This is a genomic window from Schaedlerella arabinosiphila (assembly GCF_003885045.1).
Lineage (GTDB): Bacteria > Bacillota > Clostridia > Lachnospirales > Lachnospiraceae > Schaedlerella > Schaedlerella arabinosiphila.
Genome location: NZ_RHJS01000002.1, coordinates 4918649 through 4944187 on the forward strand (window position 1 = coordinate 4918649; position 25539 = coordinate 4944187).

Genomic DNA, 25539 nt, shown 5'->3' on the forward strand with positions numbered 1-25539 from the left:
TTTTCAAAATACCGAAGCAGGCTCTCTAAAGGTAAAAATACTACTCAAAATATTTTAAAGGAGATACTATTTTGTTAAAACCAAATACCCAGAAATATAAACTGTTAGAAATGATTGGGATAAGCGGAGAATTCCCTGCCAGCCAATTATCCAGGCTGTTTGATACCCCGGCTTATACAGAGAAAATGATCACAGATTTGAAGGCAAACCATTTGATCCGTTGCCATTACAAGGACGGGCTGAGAGGCTACCGGCTGACAAAGCGTGCCAAGGAAATACTGCTATCCTACAACCCTTCCCGGTTTCGCTGCTATCTGGATGGTAATGTGGAAACAAACAGTATCCGCAGTGAACCGCAGAGAAGGATCCGACTACATCAGAAAGCACAGACTTATTTATCGCTTTCTCATGTAGCAATCCCATTTCTTCCCGACGAGAAACCTCCTGTCTTTCATGAAGACCGCCAAAGTGTGGATATCATCTTATCAAGCCTTCCCTGTTTTTACTCTTCCAGGGAGATCAAGGAGCTTGGTGATGTGACTACAAAAATCAGGAATTCCCGAAGTGTTGGGAGTCTGCTGGCCAGGCATTGTGTCTACTGCATCTACAATACAGGTTCTACTGTTATGAAATGGGAATATCGGACAGAAGTGCGTCTGACTGCTTTCCTGCAGCATTATCTCAAAGGTTATCCTTATACCGGGCATCCGCCAATCCGGGCTATTATGTTCGGAGATACGATGGATGTCGCCCTGCAGCTTATGACCAGTACCGGAGGGCCTCGTCGTGACTTGTTTATGCTGGATAAAGCTTTTGATTTCTTTCATTTTCTGCCAAACAGCGATGAGGGCGAACCTATCCTGAAGTTGCTGGCAAATCCAGAGCTGCTTACAAAGTTAAACCAGCTTTTATTATCTGACCAGGAGAAACGCTGGGGAGATATTCCCATGGAACATGACGCGATCTCGCCGGATGGCCGCCCGACGCTGCTCGCTTATGACTTCGATATGCAGAGGATCAACCGGTTCAATACGGGATTAAATGTATTAAAATTGTCCGGAAATGTAATTTGTTTTGATTTTCAGATTCCGGTTCTGGAGAAATCTATGGGCGATAAGGTGCAATTCTCCAGTATTGACCTGTCCAAGTTCAGAAGGGAGTTTTTACATGAATTATAAATGGTGGAAACTCATTTTCGTGCTTCCGATCTTCCTGTGCATTTTATATGCTGGGGGCTATATCGCACAATTTATCTGTAACTACAAGATCTGGACCAATGCCGGCAACTTTGCTGGTAATGGTTCCTACCCGAAAGCTCCCTCCCTGCATCCGATGGCATGCTTATCAGCACTGGCTCAGTTCCCATATAACCTGTATGGGATTTTTCTTTGCCTTCTTGCGCTCGGACTCTTAGTCTTTCTGCTGATGCGGATGGGCGTTGACCGGAACGGAGAGGTCTTTGATAAGGAGCGGAATCTGAATTATTCCCTGAAAGGAACCTATGGAACATCCGGATTTATGACACCGGATGAGATGTATAAAGTGCTTGAACTGGCAGACCATGTGAAGAGAACAAAGGGGACAATTCTTGGAAAGCTGAACGGGAAGGCGGTCTGCCTTCCCTATGAAACACGCATGAACCGCAACATTGCCGTTTATGGCGCAAGCGGCTCTATGAAGTCCAGGGCCTTTGCCCGTAATATGATCTTCCAGTGTGTTGCACGCGGGAAGAATGGCGGAGTCGGGGAAAGCTTAATCATTACTGATCCCAAGTCGGAACTGTATGAAAGCATGGCCGGTTATCTGGAAAATGAGGGCTACACGGTAAGATGCTTTAACCTTGTAAACCCGGAGAACTCCGATGCATGGAACTGTCTGATGGAGATTGACGGCCAAGAGACTATGGCACAGGTTTTCTCCGATGTCATTATCCAGAATACCGGTTCTGCCAAAGGGGATCATTTCTGGGATAATGCGGAATTAAATCTGCTCAAAGCACTGGTTCTCTATGTCGAGCAGGGATTCCCGCCAGAGTCCAAGAACATCGGGCAGGTATATAAATTGCTGACACTCAGCTCGGAAAAGGAATTGAACAGCCTCTTTGACCTGCTCCCAGTGAGCCACCCGGCAAAGGTTCCCTACTGCATCTACAAGCAGGCAAGCGATACGGTGCGGTCGGGAGTAATCATCGGGCTTGGAGCTAGGCTTCAGGTATTCCAGAATAAACTGATCCGGCAGATCACTTCCTATGATGAGATCGACCTGACACTGCCGGGAAAACAGAAATGCGCGTACTTCTGCATCACTTCCGATCAGGACAGCACCTTTGACTTCCTGTCATCGCTGTTTATGACCTTTGTGTTTATTAAGCTGGTGCGGTTTGCGGATAAGCACGGAGTAGACGGGCATCTGCCGGTTCCAGTGCATATCCTTGCGGATGAGCTGGCAAATACTGGGGCCATCCTGGAATTAAATAAGAAAATCTCGGTCTGCCGTTCCAGGGGTTTAAGCATTTCGTGCATCTTCCAGAACCTGCCTCAGATGCAGAACCGCTATCCTTTTAACCAGTGGCAGGAAATCATAGGGAATTGCGACACTCAGTTATTCTTAGGATGCACGGACGAAGTAACGGCTGAATTTATCAGTTCGCGCTCCGGAGACGTAACGGTGGGCGTCAGTTCGGAAGCGAAGCAGCTCAATACATGGCGGGTGTCTGACTATTCTCCGGAGTACCGGAAAACCCAGTCCATCGGCAAGCGGAAGCTCCTGACGCCGGATGAAATCCTACGGCTTCCGCTGGATACTGCCCTCATTATCCTAAGAGGACAGAAAGTGCTGAAGGTACAGAAATACGACTACACGCTGCACCCGGATGCCAAAAAGCTGGTGACGCGAAAGGCGGCAGAACATATCCCGAAATGGCGGGAAGAAGGAAAAACCGAGGAATATGACTATCTCCCCAAGCCGCCTCCGAAACCACGCAGGCAAAGGAATGGCTCTTCGGCCTCATCATCAGCTCCCCGTAAGCCACCAAGCGCATCTGCATCTGCAATGCCGACACAGGCAACTCAAAAACACATTTATCAGGAATCTCAACATCCGGATTCTTCAGACCTGTTATCAGATAGCTTAGATAACCCGTGGACGGACGAACCGGAGATGGTTCCATTAGATAAAAATTCAATCATGTCATAGAAAAGGAGAGCATTTATGCAAAACGAACAGAACACGATCACAAACGTACCTGTACTAATTCTTGATTCCGACGCTGTGTTGGAAACGGCGCAGTCGAAGGCAGACCTCATCTGGCACGAGATCCAGAATGCCTACCGCACAAAGAAGATCCTGACCGGGATGTTAGGCGGAATTGAAAAGACGGAGAATGGCAGCTTAATTGCTATCGTCTACTATAAGGACTTCCGTACCGTCATTCCGATTACGGAAATGATGATCAATCTGGTACAGGATGAATCACACGACTACGGTGACATTTCCCTTCGCCAAAACAAAGTCCTTAACAACATGCTCGGCTGTGAGATCGACTTTATTGTGAAGGGACTGGATGCCCAGTCAAGGAGTGTGGTTGCCAGCCGGAAAGAGGCTATGCTGAAGAAACGCCAGATCTTTTATCTCGACCGGGATGCGTCAGGCAATTCTAAGATTTATGAAGACCGTATCGTGCAGGCAAGGGTTGTCGCTGTGGCGGAAAAGGTTGTACGGGCGGAAATCTTCGGTGTGGAAACTTCCATCCTGGCACGCGACCTGTCCTTTGACTGGTTGGGGGACGCACGGGAGCGATTCCATGTAGGCGAGCATATCCTGGTGCGTATCTTATCTGTGACTGCTGAAAGCCTGGATAAGATCACTGTCAAGGCAGATGTCAAAAGCGTGGAAGGCAATACCAGCAAGGAGAACATGAAGAAATGCAAGATTCAGGGGAAATATGCCGGAACTGTGGAGGATATCCACAAGGGGACAGTATTTGTCCGGCTCTCCATCGGAGTCAATGCCATTGCTCATTCCTGCTATGACAACCGAACCGTGGGCAAGAAGGATGAAGTTTCCTTTGTTGTGACCCATATTGATGAAGATCGGAATGTGGCAGTGGGGCTGATTTCACGGATTATCAGGCAGAACCTTTGATATAGTGTGCAGATCTTCCGGATATTTTCTTCTCAAGTCAAAAGATGATTTGATTGCCTATCATCAAGGTGCATGAAATATTATTTTTGTACAATTAAACATGGAAGAAAGCAGATGCGATTTCGATTCGTCCTCTAGTCTTAGGAAAAAGGTGTTGATTGTCAAGTAAAATTGACCCACTTTTTCGTTAAAAATTGACCCACCTTAGTACCCGACAAAGCGGATTGCTAAGGCGGGTCAATTCTATCTGTCAATCAGGACTGGGCTTTATTTACTCACACCCCCCTCCACTAAGGTGGGCCAGTTTTCCTCGTAATCCCCGGGTCAGTTTTAATTATAAATCAACAAGAGGGTAGTGTCCATGACATTAATGGAAGTTTTAACTCTGTTACTGGTTCTATTTACATTGACCTACATAGATAACCAACAATAAGACATAGCCTCCTTAATCTTGAAAGTGAAAGTTCGATGGATGCTATGTCTTATATGTAGGTAATTCGACTTATTGTTGGAATCAGATCTTGGATCTGAAAACCTCCTTTGATTTTGTCCGCTTTTATATATTATGATTAGGGTGTCAAAAGGGTATTTTGTGAAAATAGTGACCTCTAAAACACTCAAAAGGTAGTTAATTGGCATTGATTTTTGTGCAATATAGCAGTGCCTGTTTGAAAAATTGACCTTTTGACACCCTAATTATATTATGCCCGAATTATTCACGGAACAGTATCTGAATTGATAACTGTACCATGAATCTGAAAATTGATCCATACAGCCATAACATTACTCAATGCCCCCGTCAAAAGGGCATAAAATCCCTGTGACAGCATTTAGAGCAGTTGTTAAGCTGTCAAGGTTCGTTAATAGCTGCTATTCCAGCTGTACATTTAGCTTACCGATATTTGAAAGTGTCTCATTGAATTCGTTCTTATAAGGGCAACTGCTACACAGCTTGAATATGATATATCTTGCTGAATGAATTACTTTCGCAGCAATCTTCAGCAGTTTTAAACGGACGGTATCAATGCGTTGCTTTCGCATGTTTGCTGATAACGCCAATCGTCTAAACCAATTAAATATGTTATATGCAAGAGCGTGTGCCTGAAGTCTGTTGGCATTTACCATTCTGGTATGACTGCTTACGGATGCAAAATCAAAACCGGATTTGCCTTCTTTGATGAAGTTTTCCATCAGCCCTCTCTTGCAGTAAAATTTGATGAGATACTCCGGTGAAGAATCCATGTTTGTGACAATAAATGTGTATAGGTAAACCATTTGGTTTTCCGGTTTTTCAACTTTGCATACCACGCGCCTTTCATAAGGCCATGAACCTGCTTTGTACATAAATTCACCATAAACTACCGCATAATCAACTTTGTTATTCCTTGTGCTCGCATCAAGCTCATCCACAAGATAGGAGGCTTTTTCACGGAGCATGCCATTTTCTTTCAGCCGAATCACATAGCCTGCGCCATTTTCCTCGCACTGCTTATAAAGGTCAGGCGTAGCAAAACCGCTGTCACCACGAAGCAGAATACGGATTTCCGGATAATCATTCAGGTATTCATCAAGTATCGGCTGCAGGAAGTCAACCACTCCGGTGCAGGAATACTGTGTTCCGTCACGAAGTTGGATTTTTATCAGATCTCCAGTCATTCCATCATAACAAACAAGTGGATGATAACCATTGCTTTGATAATGAAAGTTAAAGGCTCTGCCTTCCTGTTTGCCGTATGCATCAAGAAGAGTGGAATCCAGATCCAGAATAACAGCCTGAGGCATCTGAATACTGTAAATTTTATTCCGAAGTATTCTGCCAATCGCAAGAAACTGGTTTAAAGTATTTTCATCCATACGGTTAAAGAATCTTGAAACAGTAGGCTGTGATGCAAGGGCATCTTTTTCAAGTATGGACTTGAATACGGGGTCATTCGTCAGTTCATCGGAAGCATCATCCTTGAAATAACCGGCAATGATCATATATATCATCTGGAGTAGGTTTTCCTGATCCGTATGGTATCTGAATAATGCAGAATCATTGGTCTTGAAAGCTTTGCCTAATAGCTTATCAATACCAAGTTTGCTTACGAATTCTTTGATGAGAAGTAAGCCTGCATCGGAGGATAAATCTCCTCCGTCAAAATTTATTTTAATCTGTCTATTGCTTTCTAATGGTAAGGTGTTTACAATACTCATAAAGGGCTCCTTTTGTTGGTATTATTTGAGATTAGACACCTTAATTTTATCACAAGTGGATGCTCTTTTTTCATTCACTTGACAGGTGAAAAGCAATATTCAGTTAAAACATAGTAACTATGTGGCTTTCAGCCACTTTCACGGCTGTGCCGTGAATAATCTAGGTTATGTATGTTCTTGTTAGCTGATTCTTTCTATTTTTTGTATCGTTTTAATTATATCATTCTGCCCCTTCTCCTTAAATTTGTTAGAAAATACGAAATTTAAAATAAGACTCAATCTATCAATTGCAATTATAGATGCATTTCTACATAATATATATGCATATTTTGAAAAGTAATTTGATGTAATAAAATATGGGATTATTGGTGTAAATGCATCTATAACTAAATTGCTGTATATAGTCTTATCACCTTTATTATTTCTTTTCTTTGAAAAATCATTCGCTTTTAGTAAATAAATAGAACCTGCCAACTCTCTAATTTCATTTGTTTCTACATATTGACTTTTATAATGTTTTGCCTGTCCAATCACATACAGTAAATTCTGATTTTGCTCTTGGGTTGTTAAACTTTGTATATACCTTTTATATCCTACAAAATCAATTCCTTGATCATGTGAACGTTGTGTTGCATTAACAGATTCACAGTTCACAATTTCTTTAAGAAATAATGCTGAAAGCTTCTCAAAATCATCTGCCGTAATTGTTTCCATCACCTTTGTTACATTAATTAAATCGTTTTTATAATGTTTATCTATACGATATATGAATGTTTCTGTATCTAATTCTAGAAGCTCATAACCATAATTCTGTTTTACTGTTTCGAAAAAAACAGAAATTTCTTCTACTAATTTTATGGTTGCTTCAATATCAACTTTTCCAAACATTTCTTCGTATAAATTGTATACATTATCAATTTCATCTGAAAATATAATTAATTTTTCAATTAGTCTTCTAAATTGTTTTTCTTCCTCATAAAAATAGCTCATATATTATTTATACCTTATTGGATAAGCTTTTTGATTAAATCTTTTTGGCTTTCCATTTTCTCTAATATCTCGTTTATCGTTTTTTTATCTTCATCAGTAAGTTCCGTTAATGTTCCTAAATTTAATTTACTTAATATCTTGGTTATTTGCTTTAAACTATTTTTAAATCCTTCTTTAGAATATACCTGACTTTCCTCTAATGCCACACCTATACTTCTACTATCTTCCAATTTATCCAATGCTTCTTCATCCATAATAAATTTTGCTAGCACACGAATTTCATCTCTTTTAGTGATAATAGGATCTAACATTTCTCCGCTTTCATTTTCATAAGGAACTAGCCATGAAAAAAGTCTTCTCATATTTTCTTTATTTGTAAAAGTATTCAATTCTGTATTCCATTGTAACCACTGTTCTCTAATTTCCAGTTTTCCCATTATCTCGTAAAAAATCGCAGATAACTTATTGGGTACAAAGTATTCCCCATAATCTGAATCATTTCTAAAAATTTCCAACGCATAATACGTATTCAATCGTCTTTTCACTTTTTGAGTCGATATTCCTAAACTTTCGGAAATATCTTTAGGTGACATTTTATGCTTTCTTGCTAAATTCGAAATCAATTCAGATTGCTCATAATCTCCCCATTCTTTAATTCCACTAACATGTCGCAATCCCATTAAGATTTCGTAGTCTTTATCATTTACATCATATAAGACACTCTCTATATTACAAAAAATCTCTGGATCTAACCTTCCAATTTCCATTCCATCGTCATACAATTCCTTTAAAACTTTTAAAGTTGCAACCCTTCTATTTCCTTCTACTACTACATAAACATTCTTTTTTTCAACTTCCCTAACTATAATATTATCAATTTTAAGGTATCCATTCTCTTTAAAGCTATCTAGCAAATCTTTAATGTTAGCTGAATTTTCTCCTTTTAACATTTTTAAAACACGTCTTTGAACCATTACATTAGTCACGTTTTTATCTTCTACATATTTATAGCTCTGTTCTCCTCTAAGTCTATAGTTATTAGGATCAAGCATTAATTTCTCAATAGGAATTTCTATAGTTTTCATGATAATCTCCTTTTTCAATCTCTTCTTATTATTAACGAACCTATATAATATATTCAATACATAAATACAAATTACACCTAATTAAAATATATTTTTTACTCTTCAAAAAAATTCAACTAATTTCTTTATCTTCAAATTATCCTTTGAAATCTTAAGATAATACAGTTCCTCCATTAAAAGTAGAATTTCTATAAAAACAATTTTATCTTCTAGAATTTCAGGAATTTTTCACTACTTTTCTAATAGTTTACTTCACACTTGACAATAATGCAATCATATATTGTTTATTATATTCTTTTAATTAACTTTTACATAGTTCCAATCTCCACTATGGTCTGTAGCTACCACATGTTCCCGGTTTCTGTGCTTTCGGCGCGAACTCATATTTCTTCAGATTCTTATTGGCATCAGCAAACGGCACCGTCTTTGCCAGTTTCAGATTCTTCGCTCTGTCGGAACCGGACAGCTTCAGGAAATTGGTATTAAAGCTTCCGTCAAACTCCCCCTCCCGGTCTATGTAACACCCGGCCACCCTCGTTATGGATGTCCGGGCCGGCGTCATCCGCCTGGTCAGTTCCAGAATGTCTTCCCTATTGATCATTTTGGTCTCCCTCATAAATTAATTTATTCTACAAGTTCCGGATAAGGCCAGTCCAGAATCCCGCCGAATTCCAGAACATTTTCGTATCCCATATCTGCAAGCTTTTGTGCCGCCTGTTTGCTTCGGTTCCCACTCCGGCAGTATACCAGAATGTGCTGACCTTTATCCGGCAGTATATCCGGTTCACTTAAAATATCTTCGTTCGGCAGGCATACGGCGTTTTTGATATGTCCGGAATCATATTCCTCCTGCGTCCGGACATCCAGAATAATCACATCCTCCTCATTATACATTCTTTTTTTTGCTTCCTGCGGACTAATCTGCTCATAAGTCTTCATTGCTTCCTCCTGCTTCTGATCCTTATGAGCTTCCATCATATCCAAAATTGCCTCCACGGTCTGCGCTTGCTGTTTCTCCCGGCTGATCTTGGCAGTATGGTCGCCCTTTTGCTTCCCATAATTTCCAAACTGTGCATGGTTTCCGCCTTCTATACAGATTTCTGTATAATCTGCAGGCATATACGAATTTCCTTCTTCCACCTTCTCCATATTCAGGACACCATCCTCACTTCCATAGAGCGACAGAACAGAAAAAGAATCTGACTTCAGGCTTTTCGTTGGATATGCTGCCAAAAGCACCAGACCATTAAGACTCTCCAGATGTCCGGACGCATAGGATGCCGCCATTGCCCCGCCCAGAGAATGCCCGGAGAGATACCAGTGATCGTACCCATAAGAATCCATAATCTTTTCAGCTTTATTCTGCCCGAAAAACGCAAGATTACACGGCATCTTGATAAGAAAACAGTCGATTCCCCGCTCTGCCAAATCATTCAATAATGGAAGATATGCGGTATATTCCACCTTCGCTCCTGGATAGAAAATCAATGCCGTATCGTTTCCCGATCCATCCAGATATAATCCGTCTGAAATCTCCGTCACCAATACGGAGTCTTTTTTCTGCAAATATTCCTGTACATTCTCATCTGTATGATAGTAGTCATTTACATACCAGATACCAATGATTGCGATTAAGAGAAAACCTATTATCGGAATAATTACTCTTTTCTTCCATCTCATATTTTCATGCTAATCCTTTCCTGTTCACTTTGTAACTCCATTATTTATATCTGATTACAGGCACCTGTTTCCACTTTTTCCCGCATTTTCTTCTTTCCAATGCAAAAACCATATCTCCTGTGCGTTCAAAATAACCGATATCCCGTTTCCAGCTCATTCCGTATTTGCAATGCTTCAGTCCAATAAACTGCTGTTTCATCATTCTTCCGCAATTTGGGAAGATCCTCTTATTGTTTTCCACTGTATCTTTCCCTTCTGCATCTTTCTTCTTATATTATATCCTTCTTTTTTATCCCGCGCAATCATTCCTCCACCTGCTCCCCATTCTCCAGTACCGGTGCATAGATTCCGATGACTTCCAGTTCGTCTCCGTCCCGTCCATCAATCTGTACATAATAATCCCGGATGTAATGGGAAATGTAATGTTCCTGCAGGGAGTAAAGCTCCAGCGTCTGAAAATCCACCAGGCATACATCCTTTGCCCCCAATTCCTTCCCCTCCTCGCTATAACTATCCATGACCTCCAGCAGCTTATCCAGACAGGTCTGGCACAAATGGCTTTGCACCTTCTTCACGTCAAAGATGCTGTTCTCGCCATATTCTACCGTTACTTCTGAGATACCCCGTTCCGGATTCCGGTCCGTCCGGAAGCTGCAGGCTCCTTTGGCGCCAACAGTCCAACCGGAACCGCCTCCGCCCATCCCGTCCAGATTCCGGATCTGCATATCCATCACATACCAGTCATTGACACAGATCACTCCCAAGTCGTCCCTTCCCCGGAACATGCTCATCAGACTCCGGTTATGGTTCCCGCATAGATAACACTCTGCCGGATCCGAAAGCGTGCTGTCTGCCGGAGGCTGTTCCTGCCTTTCCCATGTCCTCCTTGTTTCCTGTTCTTCAGCCAGGAATTCCTGCCTCTTAAACCCTGCTAAAACTCCTCCAAAATACATCCCTGCAGTAAAACACAGGATGCCGATTCCAAATACTGTCTTGTTTCTGCTCATACTCCCTCCTTGATTCTAATAGATGTAGTCCCAACGCTATCAGAATCAGTATAGCAAACATAGACCATATTTTCATCATATACTACTTGATTTCTATATTTTTCCAGTATTATACTGCACATCAATTAAATGTTCAAAAAAATAACCCGTACATTTGCACAGGCTATTTTCTCTCTTCCTCAATTAGAAAGTCCAGAATCCGCAGGATCTTATCCTGTTTCTTATCCGGAAGGCTTTGCAACTTTTCTTCCAGCTTTGTACACCGCGCCTTCCGCCCGACACGCAGCACGTCCAGCATTACATCATCCGCTGATACTTCCAGGGCATTGATGATTTTGACAAGGGTGGCAAGCTTCGGTGTTTTCACTTCCCGTTCAATCGCCCCAAGATAGTTCCAGCTGATCCCCACGCGCTCTGCCAGCGCTTCCTGCGTCATTCCTGCCTTCTCCCGGCATTTCTGGATCCGTTTCCCTAATCCCTGCATCTGTTCGACCTCCATTTTCAGCCAACGCTAAAAGCGTGTATACCATTTCTATCAGTATATTTGTTCCCGGAACCCGCAAACAGTATCCAACAGAGCTTGTACCAACGCTTTTGGAACATGCTATAAAAATGGCACAATAATTTCTTAAACTGGCACGGTTGTGCGATTTACACCGTAAAAGTCATATGTTAAAATTGATATTGTCAAAATTATGTGCAGAAACAGCGCAGCAGTATCGGGGGCATTGCCTCATCCCCGGATATTGGCTGCGTTTTTTGCTGCAGGAGGTGAAAATAGACTTACAACTTCATATGGAACCGTAAGAAGCAGCCTGTATTGACCGGACTGCTTTTTTTCATCACAGTATGCAGGAGAATATGCCAGTGATGCATTCTCAGCACTGCCGGGAAATCCGGCCAGAGGCAGGAAACCTTCCTGAAACAGGAATAACATCCTTTTAATAAAGGATGCAGTTTTTCCGTTCCTGATCGAACGGCAGATTGCAGGAATCCTGATTTCAGGTATTAACCATAGGCAGGGCAGACACAAAGTCTCCCTGCCTGATTCAGAATAAGGAGACAACACTGATATGAGACAACACAAAGTCAAGGAAACACCGCCGAATCCAAAATCGTTCATGAAACGCTTTCATCGTCCGCATGGTGAAAAACGCCATATCGACTACATGAAATACCTCTATACGGCGGCCCTGTTATTTACGCTCTTAGCCTGCAGCGTCCAGCCGGTCATAGCGGCAAATGTATGGGACAAGGCAAAGGAGATCATGAAAGACGTTTACAACCAGATCGTCCTGATCTCCACCATCGCCGCCGTTGTGACCGCATCCGTTGCTTTGCTGATGATGAACTTCTCCAAATCCGGCAAGACCGTGGATGAGTCCCGCGCATGGCTCAAGCGGATCATCATCACCTGGGCCATTTTAAACGGGCTCGGATTCATCATGGCCTACATCACCCCGTTCTTTGCGGGTGGTCAGTGGAATGGCTAGGATAAGAAGGGAGGCATCCGCATGAAGATCTTAGACGGAATCGTGGAATGGATCGCAGAGCAGGTTATGAACATCCTGGATCTCATCACCACTTCAGTATTGGGCGCGCTGGGCTGTTCCATGGATACCTTCCTCCGCTACTTCCCGGCAGCCGAGAGCATGTACCAGATCTTTCTGGCCCTGGCTATCGGACTCATCCTCTTAAACTGGGTCTGGCAGCTCTTTAAAAATTATTTTGCAGGGGCAGGGGTGGAGGCAGAGGATCCACTGAAATTATCCATGCGAACCTTCCTCTTCCTGTTTCTGACTTTTTATGCAAAGGATATTGTGGACCTGCTTTTGAATATCGCGGGAACGCCTTACAGCTGGATCTTGACTGACGACCTGCCCTCCTTAAAGTTTGCAGACTTTAACTCAGTCATTACCGTTATCTTAGGAGTCTGTGCAAACGGGGCGGTGGCTCTGATTGCTTTAATCCTGGTGCTGATCCTGGCGTGGAATTACATCAAACTCCTCTTTGAAGCGGCGGAACGGTACATCCTTTTAGGGGTTCTGGTTTTTACGGCTCCGGTTGCCTTTGCCACAGGTGCTTCCCAGTCCACCGGAAACATTTTCAAGAGCTGGTGCCGGATGCTCGGAGGACAGTTCTTCCTATTATTAATGAACGCCTGGTGTTTGAGGCTGTTCACCTCCATGGTCGGCACCTTCCTTGCGAACCCGCTGTCCATCTGATGAAAGGAGAAGATGATGAAACATAAGAAACAACTATTGTATATAATCCTGCTGGTCGCCTGTATGGTACTGCTTTTCTCCATGCCAGTCTTTGCCTCAGAGCTGACGGAAGCTGATGTCGAGCAGGCGGTAGCAGACCAGGGAAAGGAAGCCGTGACCGGAAATGTCTTCATCTGGTTCCTGTGCGCCATTGCCTTTCTAAAGGTCAGCCAAAAGATTGACTCCTTCATGGCAAGCCTCGGCATCAATGTGGGGAATACAGGCGGAAACATGATGGCGGAGCTTCTGATTGCCGGTCGGAGTCTGACCGGGGCCATGCACTTAAAGGGCGGCGGAAGCAGCGGAGGCAGCGGATACCGGAAATCCGTTTCTCCGGGTGATGCAGCCGTAGGGGGAAATTTCCTGTCTGGCGGGTTCGCCGGGTCTGTGGGAAGGCAGACCGAACGGAGCGCTGTCAATCATGTGACTGGATATACGGAACACTCCAGTATCGGAAGCGCCATGTACCATTCTTCCTTAAATAAGGGCGGGGACTTCGCTAACAACGTCATCAGCAACATCGCCCAGGGAGATTACAGCCAGGTCGGCTCCATCAAAGGGGAAGAGGCAGAGAAAGCGTTCATTTCCTATATGGGCATCAATGCGGGTACAATCCAGCCTAATACAAATCAGACAAATACCGGCCATAATGGAACAAACCAGACTGGTTTCGATTGTGGCGGTACGAACCCGGCTGATCCCATCCAGCCAATCCCATCATACACCAACATCGAGATTGGCGGCGGACGGATCACCGGGACAGAAACAAACGCAGATTCCGGGAGCCGGGATTTTGCACTCTACCACGCTGACCAGTATATGGCTCCCTCACCGGGGACATTCGATACCGTGCAGTCGGTTGACGGCGCTACCTGGTACAAGCAGTACGCCCAACCAGCCGTCAATAAAACGCCTTATGAAACGGAGGATGGAAAAGTTGCCTACCACGAATCCATTGTCCAGAAACTTCCGCAGGCTCCTCAGAGAAAGGAGCGCATCTAATTGGCAGAACGGCAGAGCAGTTTGTCTGAAGCAGCCGGTGTAGGCACGGCTGTCTCTGATCTGCTAAGATTGAAACAGGCGGCTCCATTTGCAAAGGCTGTAAAAGGCGGAGTCGGCGGCGCTGCAGGTGCTGCAATCGGCATGGCTCTTTCGTATAAGGAAGAAATCAAAAAATCTGCCATCGCCATTACTGCAGCACTGATGCTGCCGGTATTGTTCCTGACCATGCTCCCCGGACTTACCTTCGGGGACTTATCGGAGAACTCCGGCGTATTAAACAGCGGCACCCTGATCAATGAGAACCTGCAGAAAGCAAACCAGGCAATCGTGGAGGTTTTAATGGAATGCCACGATGAGGTGCTGGCGGAAATCCAAAAGGAAGCATCCAAAGTTCCGGAAGGAGATACCATATCCATCACCGATCCTTATGCCGCTTCCATTTCCGTCAATTCCAACCTGCTGATCGCGCAGTTCTGTGCCAGCAGGGAAAGTTACAAAGAAATAAATATAAAAGAGCTTCAGAAGGTCATCCGGGAAAATAAGGATGATCTTTTTTCTTATGATGTCTCAACGGAGACTGTCACCATGGAAGTTAAAGTTGACGCAGGTGCAGAAGGCGAGTCCGGGAATGGAAGTACCGGAGATGGTGCAACCGCAGGAAACACTAATGCAGCACCCCAGACCAAAACAGTCACGTTTACGCGCCACAATTATGTTGTGAAATATGCCGGTGATACCTATTTTGCAGACCACGTCTTCCATCTGACGGACAAACAGAAAGAGCTGGCTGAAGCCTATGCGGAAAACCTTGAACTCTTTTTCGGCTCATCTGCTTCCGGGGTTGCCACTGCCAATGTATCCGAAGAGGTACTGGCTTACCGGGCAACGGTAGAACGGATTGCCGCTAAATATGGCATGAGCCAGTATGTGGAATTGATCCTGGCAGTCATGATGCAGGAATCCGGAGGCCGGGGAACCGATGTCATGCAGGCATCGGAAAGCGGTTATAACCAGAAGTATTCCCATTCGCCGGGCAGCATTACGGATCCGGAATACAGCATTGAGTGCGGGATTCAGGCATTGAAACACGTCCTCACCAAAGCCGGATGTACCGGGCCGACAGACCTGGACCGGATCAAGCTGGCGCTTCAGGGGTATAATTACGGCTCCGGCTATATTGACTGGGCGATGGCAAGGGACGGCGGGTACACCAAGGAAAATGCCATTGCATACTCCGATATGATGTGCGCCCGTCCGGGATGGCATTATTCTGTCTATGGCGACAAGGAGTATGTGGAACACGTCCTTCGCTATTATATCGTCACTTCTACAGGCGGCACCTATCCGGCAAACGGAATGCAGATTCCCCATTACCTGCAGACGGATTACGGGAATATCCCTTACGGCGGAGGCTCCATTGCTTCCAGCGGATGCGGCCCTACCAGTTTTGCCATGATCGCAAGTTACCTGACAGGAACAACGATTACCCCTGTAGACGCGGTTTCCTGGTGCGGGAATTCCTATTATAAACCAGGCGTGGGAACCTACTGGTCTTATTTCGGGGCGGCGGCATCCCATTTCGGATGCGGTTCCGTTATCCAGACTACGGATGCAAATGCTGTTTTAAAGGCATTATCCGAGGGACATCCCGTCATCAGTTCACAACGGGCGGGGCTATTTACAAGCGGCGGGCATTTCATCGTCCTCCGGGGAGTCACTGTTAATGGAAAGGTTCTGGTGAACGATCCCAATGACAGCGCTTCCAAGAACTATATCAACCGGGAATTTGACATGATGTCCGAAGTCCATGCTACCTCTAACGCATACTGGATTTTTGACAAGAAATAGAAAGGAGAACCTATGAGCAGAAAAAAATTTATTTTATCCATCTTTCTGATGGCTGCACTCGTATCAGTCGGCATTATACTGCCGGCCATGCACCGGAATCAGACGGAAGGACAGCCGGCAAGAAAGAAATCTCTTCCGGCTGCCGGGAAAACAACGAAACCAGCACCTATCAAAGAAGAATCTTCTCTGTCCGGATTACAGTACCTGGGGTTTGAAAATCTGGAGACCTTTCTCCCCCTTATCCAGATAGAGGATTTAAAAACACAATTGGCTTCTTATTTACAGGAGACGGGATATATAAATATCGCATCCGTAACCTTTCTTGCAGATGAGACCACTTATCCCTCCAATGGAGAAACCCTGTTTCAGTTCTCCCTATCAGACGGCAGCAAGCTTCCTGTAACCTGCCTTACTGCAGACGGGACATTTACATTTGGTGAGGAAAACCAGCAGACATCCACATCCGATACTGCATATACACGTATCTACACACGTCAGACAGATGATACTCTCCCTGCCGTAACAACGGAGGAGATTGAAGCCATGCAGGAAGGCGGTTATGCAGATACGGAAAATATGGATAGTAATACTGCTTCAGATTCCACCGTAAGCGGTAATCAAAATGATGGCACTATAAACCATTCAGGAAATAACACAGAGGGGGTGACGCCATGAGCAGCACGGAAGAACAGCAGGTCGCTTTGATCCCCCGCAATTTTATGGAACGCGATACTTTTATGGGTGGGATGTTCAAGATCCGAAATGCCATTGAAGGGGCTGTGCTTGCAGGCGGAATCGGGATTCCGGTTGTCCACCTGCCCTTGTCCCTGACCACACGCATTATCATCCTGTGCATGACTTCCCTCCCGGCCGCCATGGTTGCCCTCATCGGGATTGGCGGGGAAAGCCTGACTGCATTTTTAATGAATGCCCTCCGGTTTGTGAAGAATAGGAGGATCATCTACCGTTCTGATGTTATGCCGGATTACTGGAAACGGAGACGGCATGCAAGGGATCGGGAGCCAAAGAGCCAGAAGCGGAAAAAGAATAAAGGAAACACAAAGCAAAGCGCTGATAAGCAAAAGAGTCATGATAACGATATCTCAGAAGAAAATACCGATCAGGATTCTCAATCAAACTTTGGAGGAGTTCAGGAAGCTGGTCGTTCCAGCCGGAAAGCCAGAAAAAAAGAGGCTGTCCGTAAGAAAATAGAAAAGAAACGGGAACGCCGGATCTTCGATACTTCTACCAGCAGCGGCATTAAAAAGCAGGCAAAGGAAGACATACGGATCCTGAAAGTAGAACGGAAGCTGACGAAGAAAGCACATGCTCAGGCACTAAAAGATGCCAAAAGAGAAAAGGCCGCACGCGAACGGCAGAGAAAGGAGGATAAAAAAGAAGCCGTCCGCACAGCCAAGTATGAGAAGAAAGAAGCCCTTCGGCGGGAGAAATACGAAAAACAGGAAGCCGCACGGCTTGAAAAGGAAGCAAAGAGGGAGGCTGCCTACCGGAAGAAACATCCGGACAGCCCGCCTTCCTCCCCGGCGAAAAAGAAGAAGCGGAAATATCAGACATTGGAGGACTATCTTCCCATCGAAAAGATTGCCAACGGGATTGTCTATACGACCGACCACCGTTACGTCAAGATCCTGGAGATTGAACCGATCAACTTCCTGTTAAGAAGCGCCAGAGAACAGCAGAGCATCATTTACAGCTTTATTTCTTATTTAAAGATCAGCCCTGTGAAGCTCCAAATTAAGATGATCTCCAAGAAAGCGGATATCAACCGGCACTTAGAGCAGTCTGCAAGAGAGCTGGAACGGGAATCAGATTCCAGATGTCGGGAACTTCAACGGGATTATATCCAGTTTGTCCGGCATTTAAGCTCCAGGGAAGCGGTATCCCGCCGTTTTTTTCTTATCTTTGAGTACGAGCCGTTCAATGTAAACCGGAAGACGGAGGAAAAGGAAATCCTGGCGGCGCTGGAGACGGCGGCGCAGACGGCAAAGACTTTTCTCTATCAGTGCGGCAACAATGTGGTCGCACATGAAAATGAAGATGAGTTTACTACGGATGTACTCTATACGCTATTGAACCGGACATTATGTACCGACAAGCCTCTTCCGGAACGGATTACCGAAGTATTGGGACAGCGCATGGCGGAGGGTAAAGATGTGGATACCATCCACTGCAATGCATTTACCGCACCGGAATCTTTGGATCTGAAGCACAGCAATTATGTACGGATTAACGGGCTTTACCATACTTACCTCATGGTTCCGTCAGACGGCTATAAGAATAAAGTCACTCCCGGCTGGCTCTCCCTCCTCATCAATGCGGGGGAAGGGATTGATATTGACTTCTACCTGCATAAACAGCCGAAGGACAAGATCCAGCAGCGTCTGGGACAGCAGATCCGTATCAACCGCTCCAAGATCAAGGATGCCTCGGATACCAACTCAGACTTTGACGATCTGGATTCTGCGATCCGTTCCGGCTATTTCTTAAAAGCAGGGCTTGCCAATAATGAGGATTTCTACTACATGAACCTACTCATTACCATTACGGCGTCAGACCTGGAGGAACTGCAGTGGAGGATTCAGGAGATGAAGAAATTATTGATCTCTCAGGATATGGACTTACGTTCCTGTTATTTTCTACAGGAACAGGGATTCCTTTCTTCCCTGCCGCTGGCTTCTCTGGATAAAAAGCTTTATGAGCTGTCCAAGCGGAACGTGCTGACTACTGGAGCCGCAAGCTGTTATCCATTTACCAGCTATAGTATCTGCGATGATAATGGCATCCTGTTCGGAGTCAATAAGCATAATAATTCGCTGGTCATTGCGGATATCTTCGATTCCAAGCAGTATAAGAACTCCAATATCTGCATCCTGGGTTGCTCCGGAGCCGGAAAGACCTTTACCATGCAGACCATGGCGCTCCGGATGCGCCGCAAAAGCATTCAGGTATTCATCATCGCGCCTTTAAAGGGGCATGAGTTCTACCGCGCCTGTAAAAATGTAGGCGGAGAATTTATCCAGATCTCTCCGGCCAGCCGGAGCTGCATCAACATCATGGAGATCCGGAAGGTCGATAATTCCGTCAATGAACTGCTGGACGGCCCGACGCTGGATGCCTCGGCATTAGCTTCCAAGATCCAGAAGCTGCATATTTTCTTCAGCCTGCTGATTCCAGATATGAACCACGAGGAGAAACAATTATTGGATGAGGCTCTGATCAAAACCTATGCCAGAAAAGGGATCACCCATAAGAACGAATCCCTGCTTGACCCGGAACATCCTGGCCAATATAAGGAAATGCCAATCCTGGAGGATGTCTATGATATCCTGATGGAAAGCCGGGATACGAAACGGCTGGCGCACATCCTGAACCGCCTGGTGCATGGCTCTGCTTCCTCTTTCAACCAGCAGACCAACGTAGACCTGACCAATAAATATACGGTACTGGATATCTCGGAGCTGACCGGTTCCAGCGACCTCTTAACGGTCGGCATGTTCGTGGCGCTGGATTATGTCTGGGACAAGGCGAAGGAGAACCGGACGGAGGAAAAGGCAATCTTTGTGGATGAGGTCTGGCAGTTAATCGGAGCTTCCAGCAACCGTCTGGCTGCGGAATTCGTGCTGGAGATTGCCAAGATCATCCGTGCATACTCAGGAGCCGGGATCTTCGCCACCCAGGACTTAAATGACTTCTTTGCTTTAGATGACGGCAAATATGGAAAAGGAATCATCAACAACTGTAAGACCAAGATCATCCTGAACATGGAGGATGAAGAAGCCCAGAGGGTGAAGCACATTCTTCATCTCTCTGAAACAGAGGTCATGAACATCACACATTTTCAGCGGGGGAATGGCTTAATTTCAACCAACAACAATAACATCACCGTAGAGTTTAAAGCTTCTGCACTGGAAAAGGAACTGATCACCACCGACCGTCAGGAACTTTTAGAGATCCTGGCACGCCAGAAACAGAAGGCAGGTTAATTCTATGGAGAAAGATTTCAATACGCGCAAAAATATATTATTTATAGTGCAGAGCTTATGGCTATGGAGGAATCGTGGCCCGCCAAAGTTTTTATATGTAACTGTATAAGCACTAAGCAGTTACAAAAGCGGTATGTTTCTGATGTTTGAGTAATTCTAAAAGAACCAACATCCGCCCAATACAACTAAATAATCCGTAGATGAAGCAGCTGATATGGCTGCTTTTTTCTTTGCCATCTTACGAGGGGAATCTGCCAACGGTGGATCCCGTAGAGATGGCAAAATTTTATTTCCAAGGAGGTAACCTATGTTACAAAAAGCAAAACACCTTACAAAGCGGCTGTCTGCATTTCTGCTGGCAGTCCTTGTTACCGCAGGCACCTGCCTCTCCGGCAGTGTCCCTGTCCATGCCGCAGACGGCACCATCCAGTACCAAGCCGGAGCTTCTATCAAATACGGAAGCTATTCTACTTCCCGAATGACCTTTGACGGCAGCAACACCGCCTACTGCGTAGAGCCGTTACAGCCTACGCCCTCATCCGGAACCTATGCCTACACACTGCTTGGCAATGACTCTCCCATCCGGAAAGCATTATATTACCTGAATGGCGGATACGGGTATGACAAACATATCAAAAACCAGTATCTTGGCGGATGGTCGGATGATAATTCCTATGTCATCGGCCATCTGGTGGTCGCCTACATCTATGCAGGCTATGCTTCAGACAGCGGCGCCTTCCATGGTGCGCCCCAGAATTATATTGATAAATCTGTGGAAATAGCAAATGCCATCAAGGGACTTCCTAATCCTCCGGCAACCTTCAAGGCTTTCATCGTTCCAGGCAATAACGACCAGACCTTAGTTGGAAGCTGGTATCAGATCCCCTACGGTTACATAGAGCTTCACAAGGCATCCGCAAATGCTGCCGTCTCTAACGGGAATAGCAATTATTCCTTAAAAGGTGCGGAGTATGGCATTTATAAGGGAGAAAAACTGGTTGGAAAACTGACCACTGACCAGAACGGTTACGCAAAATCCGGTGAATTAGAATCCGGAAGCTATACGGTCAAGGAGCTGAAGGCATCCAAAGGCTACATTATTGATGTAACTGCCCATAATGTGACGGTAGAGCCAGAAAAGACGGCTTCCTTAAATGTAACGGAAATACCCCAGAACGACCCCATGGACCTGCTGCTCCAGAAGCTTGATAAAGAACTGAAGACCGCACAGCCGCAGGGCAAAGCTTTTCTGGCAGAGGCTCAGTTTACGGTGAAATTTTATACCGAACAGTCTGATACAGATCCGGCTGCTGGTGGTGCAAAACCTGCACGTACCTGGATCTTTAAAACAGATTCCGAAGGGAAAGCAAAATTTTCCAAAAATTATCTGGTTTCTGGGGATGAGTTCTATACCCAGAAGGACGGGAAAACCCCCTGTCTTCCCCTTGGCACCGTAACGGTACAGGAGACAAAGGCTCCGACCGGATATCTTGCCAATGATACCGTGTTTGTACAGAAGATTACAGCAGGAGGCAAAGCGGAGACTGTATCCTGCTATAACGCCTCTTCCGTAGAAGAACAGGTCTATCGGAGCGGTGTAAAACTCCAGAAACGGGATTTTGAGACAAAGAAAGCGGAACCCCAGGGATCTGCCACTTTGGAAGGCGCGACATTTACCATCACGTCCTTAAATGAAAATCCTGTCATTGTTGACGGCAAATCCTATACCAAGAACCAGGTGGTTATGAGCCTGACGACAGACAGCAAAGGCTCTGTCTCCACAAAGAAAGATGCGCTTCCCTTCGGGCATTACCGGGCAGATGAAACCAAGGCTCCGGAAGGCTATCTGAATGAAGGAAAGCTCTCTGTGGAATTTGATATCACAAAAAACGGCGAGATCGTGGACCTGACTTCTGAAGAGGCTGCCATATCAAACCAGATTATCCGCGGAGATCTGGAACTCGTCAAGGTCGCTGATGGAGAACAGAAACGGCTTTCTGATATCCCGTTCTCTATCACCTCCGTTACCACCGGGGAAAGCCACACGATTGTTACCGACAAGAACGGTTACGCCAACACTGCTTCCAAATGGAATAAGCACACCCACAACACCAACCAGGGGAAGACCTCCGAAGACGGAATCTGGTTCGGGACATCTAAGCCAAAAGATTCCAAGGGCGCGCTTCCTTATGATACCTATATCATAGAAGAACAGCGCTGCAAGGCGAATGAGAGCATGGATCTCTTGAAGTTCGAGGTCACCATTTATAAGGATTCCGTCAGTGTGGATTTAGGGACGCTGACCGATGACAAGATTGAGATCGGCACCACCGCCCTGGATAAGAATACCGGAACCCATATGAGCAAACCGGAAAAGAAAGTGACACTGATTGATACTGTGGAATATTCCGGGTTAAAGAAGGGCCAGAAGTATCAGGTCATCGGCACGCTGATGGATGCCGAATCCGGAGAAGCAATCCTGATTGACGGAAAGCCTGTGACCGCTGAAACGGAATTTACGGCAAAGATGTCCTCCGGAAGCGTAGAGGTTACCTTCATGTTTGACGCAACCTCTCTGGAGGGCAAAACCACGGTCATTTTTGAGGAACTGCATCAGGACGGGCAGAAGCTGGCTGTCCATGCAGATTTAAAGGATACAGACCAGCAGATCTCATTCCCAGAAATCGGCACGAAGGCGAAGGACTCCGATACCGAAGAGAATATCGCTAATGCAGATGAAAAGGTACAGCTTACCGATACCATTTTCTTCAAAGGGCTGGTTCCAAATCTGGAGTATGTTGCGACCGGAAGGCTGATGGATGTGGAGACAGAAGAACCTCTCTTAGACGGCGACACTCCGATCACGGCACAGACCACCTTTACCCCGAAAGCCAGCGAAGGCACCGTTGACGTTGTATTTGAATTTAACGGCAGCTCCCTGAAAGGGAAAAATACGGTCATCTATGAATCCGTCACCCAGGAAGAAAAAGAGGTGGGGATGCATGCAGATCCGGAATTTAAAGATCAGCAGATGTTTTTCCCGGAAATCGGCACAAAGGCAAGCTGTCCGGAGACAGATTCCCAGATGGCGATTCCAAAGAAGGATCTTACGATAGTAGATACCGTTTCCTATCATCTGGTTCCGGGAAAGGAATATAAGCTGACGGGAACACTCATGGATAAGGAAAGCGGAGAGCCTCTGCTGATTGACGAAAAGCCGATGACCTCCGAGCTTGTCTTTACACCGGAAGAGGCGGAAGGCACAGTGGAATTATCCTTCACATTCGACGCAAGCGCCCTGAAGGGCAAAACCATTGTCGCGTTTGAATCCGTATCCTATCAGGAGAAAGAGATCGCTGTCCATACAGACATTGAATCCACTCCCCAGAGCATCTATTTCCCGGAAATCGGCACGAAAGCCTCTTGCCCTGAGACAGATTCCCAGATGGCGCCTGCGAAAAAGGAAGTAACGATTGCAGATACCGTTTCCTACAAGCATCTGGTTCCGGGAAAAGAGTATAAACTGACCGGCACCCTTATGGATAAAGAGAGCGGCGAGCCCCTGCTGGTTGATAAGAAGCCTGTTACATCTGAGCTGGTATTTACACCGGAGACAGCAGATGGAACGGTGGAATTATCCTTCACGTTCGACGCAAGCGCACTGGAAGGTAAAACGATTGTTGCTTTTGAATCTCTTTCTTACAAGGGGAAGGAACTTACGGTTCATGCTGATATCGAATCCGAACCGCAAACCATCTATTTCCCGGAGATTGGCACAAAAGCCTCCTGCCCGGAAACCGGAAGCCAGATGGCGCCTGCTAAGAAGGAATTGACGATTGTAGATACCGTTACCTACCAGCGTCTGGTTCCGGGGAAGGAATACAAACTGACCGGCACCCTCATGGATCAGGAAAATGGCGAATTCCTGTTGGTTGATGGGAAAATAATTACCTCGGAGCTTGTCTTTACACCAGAAGCAGCGGAAGGAAGCGTGGAGCTTTCCTTTACTTTTGATTCCAGGGCCCTGAAAGGCAAAACTATCGTTGCTTTTGAGTCCCTTTCCTATCAGGAAAAAGAAGTCGCTGTCCATGCAGATATCGAGTCCGAGCCGCAGAGCATCTATATCCCGGAAATCGGCACTACTGCCAAGGATGGTAAGGATGGAGATCAGGAAGCCCTGGCGGAGAAGGAGACACAGATCATAGATACCGTAAAATATAAGGATCTGGTTGACGGAGGCCCTTCCTACTGTCTGGTGGGAACCTTAATGGATAAGGAAACCGGCAAGGAAGTCCTGATGGACGGCAAGCCGGTTACTGCGGAAACCACTTTTAAGCCAGAAGAATCCAGCGGCTCCGTGGATGTCACATTTACCTTTGACGCGACAGAACTGAAAGGGCATGATGTGGTTGTCTTTGAGAAACTCTTTGTTACGATGAAGGAAGAGGACAAAGAGAAAGAGGTAGAAGTGACCAGCCATGAAGACATCAAGTCCAAAAGCCAGACCGTGAAGCTGACGGAAGTACCGACCGAGCCAAAGGAACCGGACATCTCCTCTCCTGTCAAGACCGGGGATGATGCGTCGATCCTGCTATACATCTGTATTGCTGCAGGCTCCCTGCTTCTTATCATTATCAGCGGGCTTGTTTTCTACTGGAGACGTAAGCATGAGAAGTAATTTTGATAGGGTAACTCATTCACTTTATGCCGACAGATTTAGCAGGCTTCAAGATGAATCACTGACTGCCGCATCTACCGGCATTAATTTCAACACAGGCAGCTTTTTTACGGGCTGCCTGTATCTGGAGATAACTATGGAGATAACACACTGCCTCACGGATGCCAAACATATCCGCCGATTCTTAGATGCCTGTGACGGGAACTGGCATCGCTGTATTTATGTAGAATGTGCCAACTGCAGAGTAAAGAATCCCTGCAATCAGTCTGGATTCCTGTTCTGTCCGGATTACCGGGCGGTTCCGCTGGTTCTTCCTCTTTCGGATGCAGATATACTTTTCGCCTGCCGTCCGGAACCTGGAGAATGCCTTGCAGTATTTAAAGATTCTGTCTTCCTGGATATGTATGCACAATTCCTAAAAGAACAGAAGATCCTCTCTCCGGACTGTCCCTGTATGGCGCTGTTAGACATCCAGAATAAGGACTGCTATGACTGGTAATAAAGCAGATATATTTATTTTTACATCGATCCGTTGCACTTTTTCTGCCTGTCACGTACAGAGAAAAGAAAAACCGGAGGGATGACCTATGAAAAATCTTACCACTATCATACAATTCATTGACCAGACGTTTACCAGCTTAA

General features: G+C 45.5%; 18 protein-coding genes and 1 pseudogene. 11 read left to right on the plus strand and 8 right to left on the minus strand.

The window, feature by feature from the left end; translation table 11 throughout:
* Window positions 1-71: 71 nt before the first annotated feature.
* Genes EBB54_RS23235 through EBB54_RS23245 form a run of 3 tightly spaced genes read left to right on the plus strand, consistent with a single transcriptional unit; the run spans window position 72 to window position 4143 of the window.
* Window positions 72-1178 (plus strand): hypothetical protein, encoded by a 1107-nt coding sequence (locus EBB54_RS23235; protein WP_243127783.1) that lies wholly within the window; start codon window positions 72-74, stop codon window positions 1176-1178.
* A complete protein-coding gene (locus EBB54_RS23240; RefSeq protein WP_125129173.1) occupies window positions 1168-3195 on the plus strand; it encodes a VirD4-like conjugal transfer protein, CD1115 family in 2028 nt (675 codons plus the stop codon). Before EBB54_RS23235 ends, EBB54_RS23240 begins: the two co-directional genes overlap by 11 nt.
* A 15-nt stretch (window positions 3196-3210) precedes the next feature.
* On the plus strand, window positions 3211-4143 hold the full coding sequence (locus EBB54_RS23245) for an RNA-binding protein (RefSeq protein ID WP_125129174.1): 933 nt from the start codon (window positions 3211-3213) through the stop codon (window positions 4141-4143).
* A gap of 870 nt (window positions 4144-5013) precedes the next feature.
* Here the strand turns inward: EBB54_RS23245 and EBB54_RS23250 are convergent.
* The 8 genes and pseudogenes from EBB54_RS23250 to EBB54_RS29955 all read right to left on the minus strand — a co-directional run bounded on the left by EBB54_RS23250 (window position 5014) and on the right by EBB54_RS29955 (window position 12224).
* Entirely contained in the window at window positions 5014-6339 is a 1326-nt protein-coding gene (locus EBB54_RS23250) for an IS1380 family transposase (protein ID WP_125126542.1), read from the minus strand.
* A gap of 180 nt (window positions 6340-6519) precedes the next feature.
* A complete protein-coding gene (locus EBB54_RS23255) occupies window positions 6520-7329 on the minus strand; it encodes a restriction endonuclease (protein WP_125129175.1) in 810 nt (269 codons plus the stop codon).
* Window positions 7330-7343: 14 nt separating this feature from the next.
* Window positions 7344-8414, minus strand: coding sequence for a ParB N-terminal domain-containing protein (locus EBB54_RS23260; RefSeq protein WP_125129176.1), 1071 nt, complete (start codon window positions 8412-8414; stop codon window positions 7344-7346).
* A 349-nt stretch (window positions 8415-8763) separates the two neighbouring features.
* Window positions 8764-9015 (minus strand): annotated as a pseudogene (locus EBB54_RS23265) (DUF4317 family protein); the annotation flags it as partial.
* A gap of 23 nt (window positions 9016-9038) precedes the next feature.
* The gene (locus EBB54_RS23270) at window positions 9039-10094 is read right to left on the minus strand and encodes an alpha/beta fold hydrolase (protein ID WP_125129177.1); all 1056 of its coding nucleotides are present in this window, start codon (window positions 10092-10094) and stop codon (window positions 9039-9041) included.
* A 302-nt stretch (window positions 10095-10396) separates the two neighbouring features.
* Window positions 10397-11101, minus strand: a complete 705-nt coding sequence (locus EBB54_RS23280) for a hypothetical protein (RefSeq protein ID WP_125129179.1) — start codon at window positions 11099-11101, stop codon at window positions 10397-10399.
* A 163-nt stretch (window positions 11102-11264) separates the two neighbouring features.
* Complete coding sequence (locus EBB54_RS23285; protein WP_125129180.1) at window positions 11265-11585, minus strand: helix-turn-helix domain-containing protein; 321 nt, start codon at window positions 11583-11585, stop codon at window positions 11265-11267.
* A gap of 249 nt (window positions 11586-11834) precedes the next feature.
* Window positions 11835-12224, minus strand: a complete 390-nt coding sequence (locus EBB54_RS29955; protein WP_148099395.1) for a hypothetical protein — start codon at window positions 12222-12224, stop codon at window positions 11835-11837.
* On the opposite strand from EBB54_RS29955, the gene EBB54_RS23290 reads away from it, so the two are divergent.
* From EBB54_RS23290 to EBB54_RS23325, 8 genes are all read left to right on the plus strand, one after another.
* On the plus strand, window positions 12175-12594 hold the full coding sequence (locus EBB54_RS23290) for a fimbrial protein (RefSeq protein ID WP_456300112.1): 420 nt from the start codon (window positions 12175-12177) through the stop codon (window positions 12592-12594). The two genes, EBB54_RS29955 and EBB54_RS23290, sit on opposite strands and share 50 nt — an antisense overlap.
* Before the next feature lie 21 nt (window positions 12595-12615).
* Complete coding sequence (locus tag EBB54_RS23295; protein WP_125129181.1) at window positions 12616-13326, plus strand: hypothetical protein; 711 nt, start codon at window positions 12616-12618, stop codon at window positions 13324-13326.
* A 15-nt stretch (window positions 13327-13341) separates the two neighbouring features.
* Window positions 13342-14367 (plus strand): hypothetical protein, encoded by a 1026-nt coding sequence (locus tag EBB54_RS23300; RefSeq protein WP_125130984.1) that lies wholly within the window; start codon window positions 13342-13344, stop codon window positions 14365-14367.
* Window positions 14368-16215, plus strand: coding sequence for a lysozyme family protein (locus EBB54_RS23305; RefSeq protein WP_125129182.1), 1848 nt, complete (start codon window positions 14368-14370; stop codon window positions 16213-16215). It begins immediately after the preceding gene.
* Window positions 16216-16227: 12 nt separating this feature from the next.
* Complete coding sequence (locus tag EBB54_RS23310) at window positions 16228-16890, plus strand: DUF5038 domain-containing protein (RefSeq protein ID WP_125129183.1); 663 nt, start codon at window positions 16228-16230, stop codon at window positions 16888-16890.
* A complete protein-coding gene (locus EBB54_RS23315; protein WP_125129184.1) occupies window positions 16887-20219 on the plus strand; it encodes a TraG/VirB4 family ATPase in 3333 nt (1110 codons plus the stop codon). Before EBB54_RS23310 ends, EBB54_RS23315 begins: the two co-directional genes overlap by 4 nt.
* A 307-nt stretch (window positions 20220-20526) precedes the next feature.
* Window positions 20527-24897, plus strand: a complete 4371-nt coding sequence (locus tag EBB54_RS23320) for a VaFE repeat-containing surface-anchored protein (protein ID WP_125129185.1) — start codon at window positions 20527-20529, stop codon at window positions 24895-24897.
* A 136-nt stretch (window positions 24898-25033) separates the two neighbouring features.
* A complete protein-coding gene (locus EBB54_RS23325; RefSeq protein ID WP_125129186.1) occupies window positions 25034-25396 on the plus strand; it encodes a hypothetical protein in 363 nt (120 codons plus the stop codon).
* Window positions 25397-25539 lie beyond the last annotated feature (143 nt).

Bases quoted from the DNA above. Each gene is read 5' to 3' on its own strand.
- EBB54_RS23240 (WP_125129173.1), top strand. From the start codon at position 1,168: ATGAATTATAAATGGTGGAAACTCATTTTCGTGCTTCCGATCTTCCTG.
- EBB54_RS23310 (WP_125129183.1), top strand. From the start codon at position 16,228: ATGAGCAGAAAAAAATTTATTTTATCCATCTTTCTGATGGCTGCACTC.
- EBB54_RS23325 (WP_125129186.1), top strand. From the start codon at position 25,034: ATGGAGATAACACACTGCCTCACGGATGCCAAACATATCCGCCGATTC.
- EBB54_RS23300 (WP_125130984.1), top strand. From the start codon at position 13,342: ATGAAACATAAGAAACAACTATTGTATATAATCCTGCTGGTCGCCTGT.
- EBB54_RS23290 (WP_456300112.1), top strand. From the start codon at position 12,175: ATGAGACAACACAAAGTCAAGGAAACACCGCCGAATCCAAAATCGTTC.
- EBB54_RS29955 (WP_148099395.1), bottom strand. From the start codon at position 12,224: ATGAACGATTTTGGATTCGGCGGTGTTTCCTTGACTTTGTGTTGTCTC.
- EBB54_RS23320 (WP_125129185.1), top strand. From the start codon at position 20,527: ATGTTACAAAAAGCAAAACACCTTACAAAGCGGCTGTCTGCATTTCTG.
- EBB54_RS23270 (WP_125129177.1), bottom strand. From the start codon at position 10,094: ATGAGATGGAAGAAAAGAGTAATTATTCCGATAATAGGTTTTCTCTTA.
- EBB54_RS23280 (WP_125129179.1), bottom strand. From the start codon at position 11,101: ATGAGCAGAAACAAGACAGTATTTGGAATCGGCATCCTGTGTTTTACT.
- EBB54_RS23250 (WP_125126542.1), bottom strand. From the start codon at position 6,339: ATGAGTATTGTAAACACCTTACCATTAGAAAGCAATAGACAGATTAAA.
- EBB54_RS23260 (WP_125129176.1), bottom strand. From the start codon at position 8,414: ATGAAAACTATAGAAATTCCTATTGAGAAATTAATGCTTGATCCTAAT.
- EBB54_RS23245 (WP_125129174.1), top strand. From the start codon at position 3,211: ATGCAAAACGAACAGAACACGATCACAAACGTACCTGTACTAATTCTT.
- EBB54_RS23285 (WP_125129180.1), bottom strand. From the start codon at position 11,585: ATGCAGGGATTAGGGAAACGGATCCAGAAATGCCGGGAGAAGGCAGGA.
- EBB54_RS23295 (WP_125129181.1), top strand. From the start codon at position 12,616: ATGAAGATCTTAGACGGAATCGTGGAATGGATCGCAGAGCAGGTTATG.
- EBB54_RS23315 (WP_125129184.1), top strand. From the start codon at position 16,887: ATGAGCAGCACGGAAGAACAGCAGGTCGCTTTGATCCCCCGCAATTTT.
- EBB54_RS23255 (WP_125129175.1), bottom strand. From the start codon at position 7,329: ATGAGCTATTTTTATGAGGAAGAAAAACAATTTAGAAGACTAATTGAA.